This is a genomic window from Geomonas sp. (assembly GCF_056994735.1).
On the sequence record NZ_JBXKJL010000271.1, the window covers coordinates 1 to 7,401 of the forward strand.

Here is a 7,401-nt window from a genome sequence, read left to right on the forward strand (position 1 = left end):
AACTACCGCGAGCGCTCGCTCAAACTGCACGGCTGGATCTGCGCCAAGTGCGGCAGGGAGTTCGAGCTGTCAAACCTGTACCTGCTGACCGTTCATCACAAGGATGGAAATCACAACTACAACCCTCCCGATGGGAGCAACTGGGAAAACCTCTGCGTCTACTGCCACGACGACGAGCACAGCCGTACCATCCTCGCGGATTACATAGCGGGAAAGGACGGCAGGAAATAATCCCACCAAAGCGAGGGTTCGCGCCAAGAATGGCGCTCCTACGGAAGCGAAACTGTAGGAGCGCCCTTCCGGGCGCGAAAGAATCGCCTCCTTCCTCGACTCCGTACCTGGCTGCAACCTCACCCCTCCGAGCAGCGCTCATCCTCAACATTTGACAAATTCCCGCCGAACCACCTACAATGCCCTGTTTGACTATATTGCCAATCCATGCTGCTCCGGAGTCCCCCGCAACCGCGCCAGGGAACCGGTGACGGCTCTTGAAGGAAGACCCTATCATGCTGCACTTGAAGAAACTCTCCAAGGACTTCGCGGGCAAACCACTCTTCACCGAGATCAGCTGGCACCTGAAGAAGGGCGAGCGAGTCGGTCTGGTCGGGGAAAACGGCGCCGGCAAGTCCACGCTGATGCGGATCATAGCCTCCGAGGTCGAAACTAGCAGCGGCGAAATCCAGATCACCCGCGGCGGAACGGTCGGCTACCTCCCGCAGGACGGTATCGTGGCGAAGGGCCAGCCCCTCTTCGCCGAGGTGATGACGGCGCTCAGCGAGCTGCAGGCCATCGAGAGGGAGATCGCGGAGCTGACGGCCCGGCTTGAGCGCGAACCGCACGACGCGCCGGGGCACGGGCAGCTTCTGGACCGCTTCGGCCACCTTCAGGAGGAGTTCCGCCTCAAGGGCGGCTACTCGATGGAGAGCGAGGTCGGCAACGTCCTCTCCGGCTTGGGATTCTCCGCGTCGGACTGGCAGAAGGAGTGCGGCGAGTTCTCCGGTGGCTGGCAGATGCGCATCGCCCTCGCGAAGCTGTTGCTGAAGAAACCGAACGTCCTGCTGCTCGACGAGCCGACCAACCACCTGGACATCGAGGCCCGCAACTGGCTGGAAGGCTACCTGCAGAGCTATCCCTACTCCGTGATGCTGGTCTCCCACGACCGCTTCTTCCTGGACCAGGTCTGCTCCCGCATCGCCGAGGTCTGGAACCACGCCATCACCGACTACCACTGCAACTACAGCCGGTATCTCGTCTTGCGGGATGAGCGGGTCTCGGCCCTGCGTGAGGCCAAGCGCCGCCAGGACGAAGAGATCGAGAAGATCGAGGATTTCATCTCCCGCTTCCGGTACAAGGCTGACAAGGCCGCCATGGTGCAGTCCCGCATCAAGCAGCTCGAGAAGATCGAGCGGATCATCATCCCGCCGGAGAGAAAGCGGATCCGCTTCAGCTTTCCGGTGCCGCCCAAAAGCGGCAAGACCGTCATGGAGCTCGCCGGCGTCCGCAAGGCCTACGGCCCCAACGTGGTCCTCGACGGCATCGACCTGACGGTGGAAAGCGGGGAGCGGGTCGCACTGGTGGGACACAACGGCGCCGGGAAGTCGACCCTGATGAGGATACTGGCAGGCGGCGAGATCAACGACGGGACGGTGCGGGTTGGCCACAACGTGATCCGCGATTACTTCGCCCAGGACCAGGCCCAGGAGCTCGACTCCACCAGGAGCGCCTACGAGGAACTCCTGGCCGATGCCCCCTTCGACATGGTGCCGCAGCTGCGCGACATCCTGGGGGCTTTCCTCTTTTCCGGGGATGACATCCACAAGAAGGTGGCGGTGCTCTCCGGCGGGGAGAGGAACCGCCTGGCTTTGGCCAAGCTCCTGCTGCGCCCGTCAAACCTGCTCCTCATGGACGAACCGACCAACCACCTGGACCTCTTCAGCAAGGAAGTCCTCCTGGAGGCGCTGAAGGATTTCCCGGGCACGGTGGTCTTCGTCTCCCACGACCGCCACTTCATCGACGGCCTCGCCACCAGAGTGATCGAAGTCGGCGGCGGCAAGACCGAGAGCTATTACGGGGACTACGAGTACTATCTGGAAAAAATCGGCCAGGCGGCGGCAAGCGCCACGGTCGATGTCGCGGCCCCGACCGCCCAACCGGCGCCCCAGCCCGATTCGAAGCTTTCGCGCCAGCAGCAGCGGGAAGAGGAAAAGCAGCGCCAGAAGGAGGAGCGGGCTCGCGAGCGCAAGCTCGCGGAACTCGAAGACCGGATCGGGGCAAGGGAGAGTGAGCTGGCCGAGCTGGAGAAGGACATGGCGGCCCCCGATTTTTTCAAGGATGTCGAAGCTGCCAGAGTCGCCGGCGAGCGCCACGCCTCCTTGACCGCCGAGATTGCAGCGCTTTACGAAGCTTGGGAAGGAATCACATGAACAATAGCTTTTGTTGACAGGTGAAACATCTCCAGTACTCTTTTTATTGGGAAATCCACCGGACGAGAATCTAATGGGAGCCCCAATGGCAGAGAACATATCGATCAACATGCCGGAGATAGTTCCCCTGTATCCGTTGCGGGAAATCATCGCCTTTCCGTACATGGTCTTCACTATCTTCCTCAAACACGAGGATATGCCTCCATTTGAGGAGGCGGTCCTTTTCAACAACCTGGTCGCCCTGGTCAAGCTGAAACAGGAGCCGACCGGCGAACTCTTCTCCGCCCTTCATGAAATAGGAACCCTCTGCAAAGTAATGCAGATCAACAAGCTCCCTCAAGGGGGCGCCAAGGTCGTCCTGGAAGGGGTGGTCCGGGTCCGCGTCCTGGCCATCGTCCAGCAGACGCCGGTGGCCCTTTCCCGCCTGGAACCGGTCCGCGAGTTCGCGGAGAGGTCGATGGTCTCCGAGGCGCTGGTGGGAAGCCTCAACGCCCTTCTGAAAATCGCCCTATCCTACGGCCGGCCGCTCCCCGACGACGTCATGAAGATGATCGACTTCATCGACAACCCGGCGCGACTCTCCGACCTGGTCGCCCTCTACCTGAACCTCCCGGTCGACGAACTGCAGAAGCTCCTCGAGACCATCGACCCCCTGGAGCGGCTCAAGAAGGTCTACATGCACCTCACCAACGAGGTGCAGCGCCTGCAGATCAAGGGTGAGGTGCAGGCCGAGGTCACCAAGAAGGTGGGGAAGAGCCAGAAGGAATTCCTGCTGCGCGAGCAGATGAAGCAGATCCAGGAGGAGCTGGGCGAGGAGGACTCCAAGCAGGGGGAGGCCAACGAGCTGCGGAGCAAGCTGGAAAACGCCAGGATGCCCGACGATGTGCGCAAGATCGCGGAGAAGGAGCTGAAGAGGCTCGATCGGATCAACCCCGCCTCCCCCGAATATACCGTCTCCCGCACCTACCTCGACTACCTGACAGGGATCCCCTGGCAGACCAGCACCCAGGACAACAAGGACATCAACCAGGCCGAGATCATCCTCAACGAGGATCATTACGACCTGAAGAAGGTAAAGGAAAGGATCCTCGAATACCTGGCGGTACGCTCGCTGAAGGAGAAGATGAAAGGCCCCATCCTCTGCTTCGTCGGCCCCCCGGGAGTCGGCAAGACCAGCTTGGGCAAATCCATCGCCCGCACGCTGGGGCGGAAGTTCATCAGGATCTCCCTCGGCGGGATGCGTGACGAGGCCGAGATCAGGGGGCACCGGCGCACCTACATCGGCGCCCTCCCCGGCCGCATCATCCAGGAAATCAACCGGGCCGGCTCCAACAACCCGGTCTTCATGCTGGACGAGGTCGACAAGATCGGCGCCGACTTCCGCGGCGACCCCGCCAGTGCGCTCCTCGAGGTGCTCGATCCCGAGCAGAACTTCTCCTTCACCGACCATTACCTCGACGTCCCCTTCGACCTCACCAAGGTCATGTTCATCACCACAGCCAACCAGCTCGACCCCATCCCGGCGCCGCTCAAGGACAGGATGGAGGTCATCACCCTCTCCGGCTACACCGACGAAGAAAAGCTGAACATCGCCAAGAGCTACCTGGTGGCGCGCGAGGTGGAGGAGAACGGCCTCGTCTCCATGCCCCCCGAGTTCACCGACGAGGCCATCTTCCGGATCACCCACGACTACACCCGCGAGGCCGGGGTCAGGAACCTGCAGAGGAACATCGCCTCGGTCTGCCGCAAGATCGCCAAGGAGGTCTCGCAGGGAAAGTCCGCCCGGACGGTCATCAAGCCGGAGGACGTCGCGGAACTTCTCGGTCCGCCGAGGTTTTACGACGAGGTGGCCTCCGAGAAGGACAGGATCGGCGTGGCGACCGGACTCGCCTGGACCGAGAGCGGTGGCGACATCATCTTCGTCGAGGCGACCAAGATGAAGGGGAGGGAGGACCTGATCCTGACCGGATCACTGGGCGAAGTCATGAAGGAGTCCGCCCGGGCCGCCGTCTCCTTCGTCCAGGCCAACTGCGAGGACTTCGGGATCGAGAGAAAAGACTTCGAGAACACCACCATTCACATCCATGTCCCGGCCGGGAGCATCCCGAAGGACGGTCCTTCGGCCGGCGTGACCATGGCCACCAGCATCGTTTCCCTCTTCTCCGGACGGGCGGCTCGCAGAGACGTGGCCATGACCGGTGAAATGAGCCTGACCGGCAGGGTGCTGGCCATCGGCGGCCTGAAGGAAAAGGTACTGGCCGCCCGCCGCGCCGGGGTGAAGAAGGTTTTGGCCCCCGCCAAGAATCAGAAGGACCTGGATGACATCCCTGAAAACGTGAAGGAAGAGCTCGAATTCTTCTTCGTGGACGACGTCCGGGAGGTCTTCGCCCAGGCTCTCCAGTAGCTCACCGCAAGGACCGGGGATCCCCCGACCGCCATGTCGACTCCAGCCGCAGCAAACAGGGTAAGGCAGTGCTTCCTGGAGATCGGAGAGTTTTCCGAACTCTGCCTGCGGGCCTTCCGCGGTATTTTCTCAAAGCCATATTACTACCGGGAATTCGCCACCCAGATGGACAAGATCGGGGTGGGATCGCTCTTCATCATCCTGCTCACCGGGCTCTTCACCGGGATGGTCATGGCGTTGCAGGCCCTCCTGCAGCTTAAGCCCTTCGCCGCCACCAGCTACGTCGGCGGGATGGTGGCGGCCGTCATGGTCAAGGAGCTCGGCCCCGTCCTCTCCGCGCTCATGGTCACCGGCAGGGTCGGCTCCGCCATCACCGCCGAGCTCGGCACCATGGTGGTGACCGAACAGGTCGACGCCATGCGGGTCGAGGGGACCGACATCGTGAAGCGCCTGGTGGTCTCGCGCCTGAAGGCCATCCTGGTCGTCCTCCCTCTGCTGGCCATCGTCACCGACGCCATTGCGCTCTTTGGCGGCTTCATCATGGCGGTCGGGCAGGACGTGAAGCTCCTCATGTACCTGCAGTCGATCCCGCAGTTCATGGTTTTCCAGGACCTGATAGAGGGGGTGGTGAAGCCGGCCTTTTTCGGCGTAATCATCGCGATGACCGGCTGCTATGTGGGCCTTGCTACCCGCGGCGGTGCCGCCGGGGTCGGGTCGTCGGCCAAGCGGGCCGTGGTTCTTTCCTCCGTCATGATCCTGGTCTCCGACTTCTTTCTGACCAAGATCTTCATCGCCTTCAGGTGAGCCCCGGGCCATTCCCCCTCTCTCCCCGGAGAGCCTGCCAGAAGGTCGGGTGGATCGCCGAAGGTCGCCGAGGTCGCCGAGGTCGGGTGGGGTCTGGCGGAAGGTCGGGTGGCGGTTGCTTCCCCATGCCATCCTGCCCTTTCGCTGGAGCAGTTGGCCCTGACGTCCCCCCCTTGTCAAAGGGGGACAGGGGGGATTTGCCTTTGCGGTGTCTGGCACCTCCGGCACCGTCACACGCATTTCTCGAAAAAGGTCAGCATGGTCATGCCGCAAGGTTCCGGAATAACAATGGCCCGTGTCTCCTACCAGATTGGCGGCCGGGAAATCCTGAAGGACTTCGACATGCTCCTTGAACATGGCATGAACAGGACCATCCTCGGCGTCTCAGGCGCTGGGAAGACCACCATCCTCAAGCTGATACTCGGCCTGATCCCGATCGACAGCGGGAGCATCACCATCGACGGGGTCGAGATCTCCGGTCTACCGGAGTCCCGGCTGTGCGAGGTACGCCGGGCCATCGCGGTCGTCTTCCAGGGCGGCGCCCTCTTCGACTCGATGACCGTCGGGGAAAACGTCGGGTACCGGCTGCTGGAGGAAGGATCACTAAGCGAGGGGGAGATCGAGCGGATCGTGCTGGAGAAGCTGGGTTTTGTGGGGCTCGAAGATGCCATCGACCTCTACCCCGCCGAACTGTCGGGCGGCATGAAGAAAAGGGTGGCGATAGCGCGGGCGTTGGCGGCAGATCCCGATTACATCTTCTTCGACGAGCCGACCACGGGGCTCGATCCGATCGGGGTCTACAACATCTGCGACCTCATGAAGAGACTTCAGCAGCACGGAAAGACGACCCTGACGGTGACTCACGACCTGCACACCGCCTTCGAGGTCTCGCAGCGGTTCTCCTTCCTGCACGAGGCCCGGCTGGCTTTCGAGGGAACCAGGGAAGAGTTGCTGGCGGCAGACCTGGAAGTGACGAGGGAATTCCTCGCCCCCACCGACCGCTCCCTTTTCCGCAACAGCCACTCAGTTTGAGTCACCTGGACGTCCCCCGTTGGCAAGGGGACAGCTTGGAACTTGCAGCCTAACTGACTGTCCACGATCCCGGGGCAATCCAGCACCTAACCGTCCCCCCTTGTCAAAGGGGGACAGCTCCTAACCGTCCCCCCTTGGTAAGGGGACAGCTCCTAACCGCCCCACCCTTGTCAAAGGGTGCTTCTTACCTCCCCCTTGAAAAACGGGGGCCGGGGGGGATTTGCCTTGACAGCCAAACTCGTCGCCTCCACTAAAACGGAGCCGTACATGTCACAGCCCAGCACCCGCCACCCATCATGAAACGCAGCGACAACATCGCCCGCTCCCAGCTGAAGATCGGCGTCTTCGTCATCGCGGCTGTTATCCTTTTCGCCCTCGGTGTCCTGCTGATGGGGGAAAGGACCAAGATGTTCGTCCCGAAGGGCCGGATCTCCCTGATCATGAGCGATATCGCAGGACTCAAGGAAGGCGCCCCTGTCTGGCTTTCCGGAGTCGACATCGGCGTAGTCAGAACGATCCGCTTTGAAGACCCCGAAAGAAGCAACGCGGTAGAGATAACCCTCCAGGTCGAAAAGGAAGCGCTGCATAAAATCGGCAGGGACTCTGTGATAACCATCAAAACCCGGGGGCTGATGGGAGAGAAATATGTCGACATCACCCCCAGCGCCCATTTCGTAAAGGCCCCACTGACCAAGGTCTACGGCACAGACCTCCCGAAGCTGGACGACGTGATGAAGA

The 7,401-nt window shown here is 61.8% G+C and carries 6 protein-coding genes; all 6 read left to right on the plus strand.

The annotated features are described in order from the left end of the window. The coding region (locus AC11W3_RS11800) for a YajD family HNH nuclease (RefSeq protein ID WP_484093070.1) at positions 1 to 231 on the plus strand (231 nt) is incomplete at its 5' end. A gap of 275 nt (positions 232 to 506) precedes the next feature. After that, complete coding sequence (locus AC11W3_RS11805; RefSeq protein ID WP_484093071.1) at positions 507 to 2,423, plus strand: ABC-F family ATP-binding cassette domain-containing protein; 1,917 nt, start codon at positions 507 to 509, stop codon at positions 2,421 to 2,423. Between the two features lie 85 nt (positions 2,424 to 2,508). Further along, positions 2,509 to 4,827, plus strand: a complete 2,319-nt coding sequence (gene lon, locus AC11W3_RS11810; RefSeq protein ID WP_484089012.1) for an endopeptidase La — start codon at positions 2,509 to 2,511, stop codon at positions 4,825 to 4,827. Positions 4,828 to 4,860: 33 nt separating this feature from the next. Continuing rightward, entirely contained in the window at positions 4,861 to 5,631 is a 771-nt protein-coding gene (locus AC11W3_RS11815; protein WP_484089011.1) for an MlaE family ABC transporter permease, read from the plus strand. A 258-nt stretch (positions 5,632 to 5,889) separates the two neighbouring features. Continuing rightward, positions 5,890 to 6,663 carry an ABC transporter ATP-binding protein gene (locus AC11W3_RS11820; protein WP_484089010.1) on the plus strand — a complete coding sequence of 258 codons (774 nt, stop codon included), beginning with the start codon at positions 5,890 to 5,892 and terminating at the stop codon, positions 6,661 to 6,663. 296 nt (positions 6,664 to 6,959) lie between these two features. Then, on the plus strand, positions 6,960 to 7,401 hold a 442-nt coding region (locus AC11W3_RS11825; protein ID WP_484093072.1), incomplete at its 3' end, for an MlaD family protein.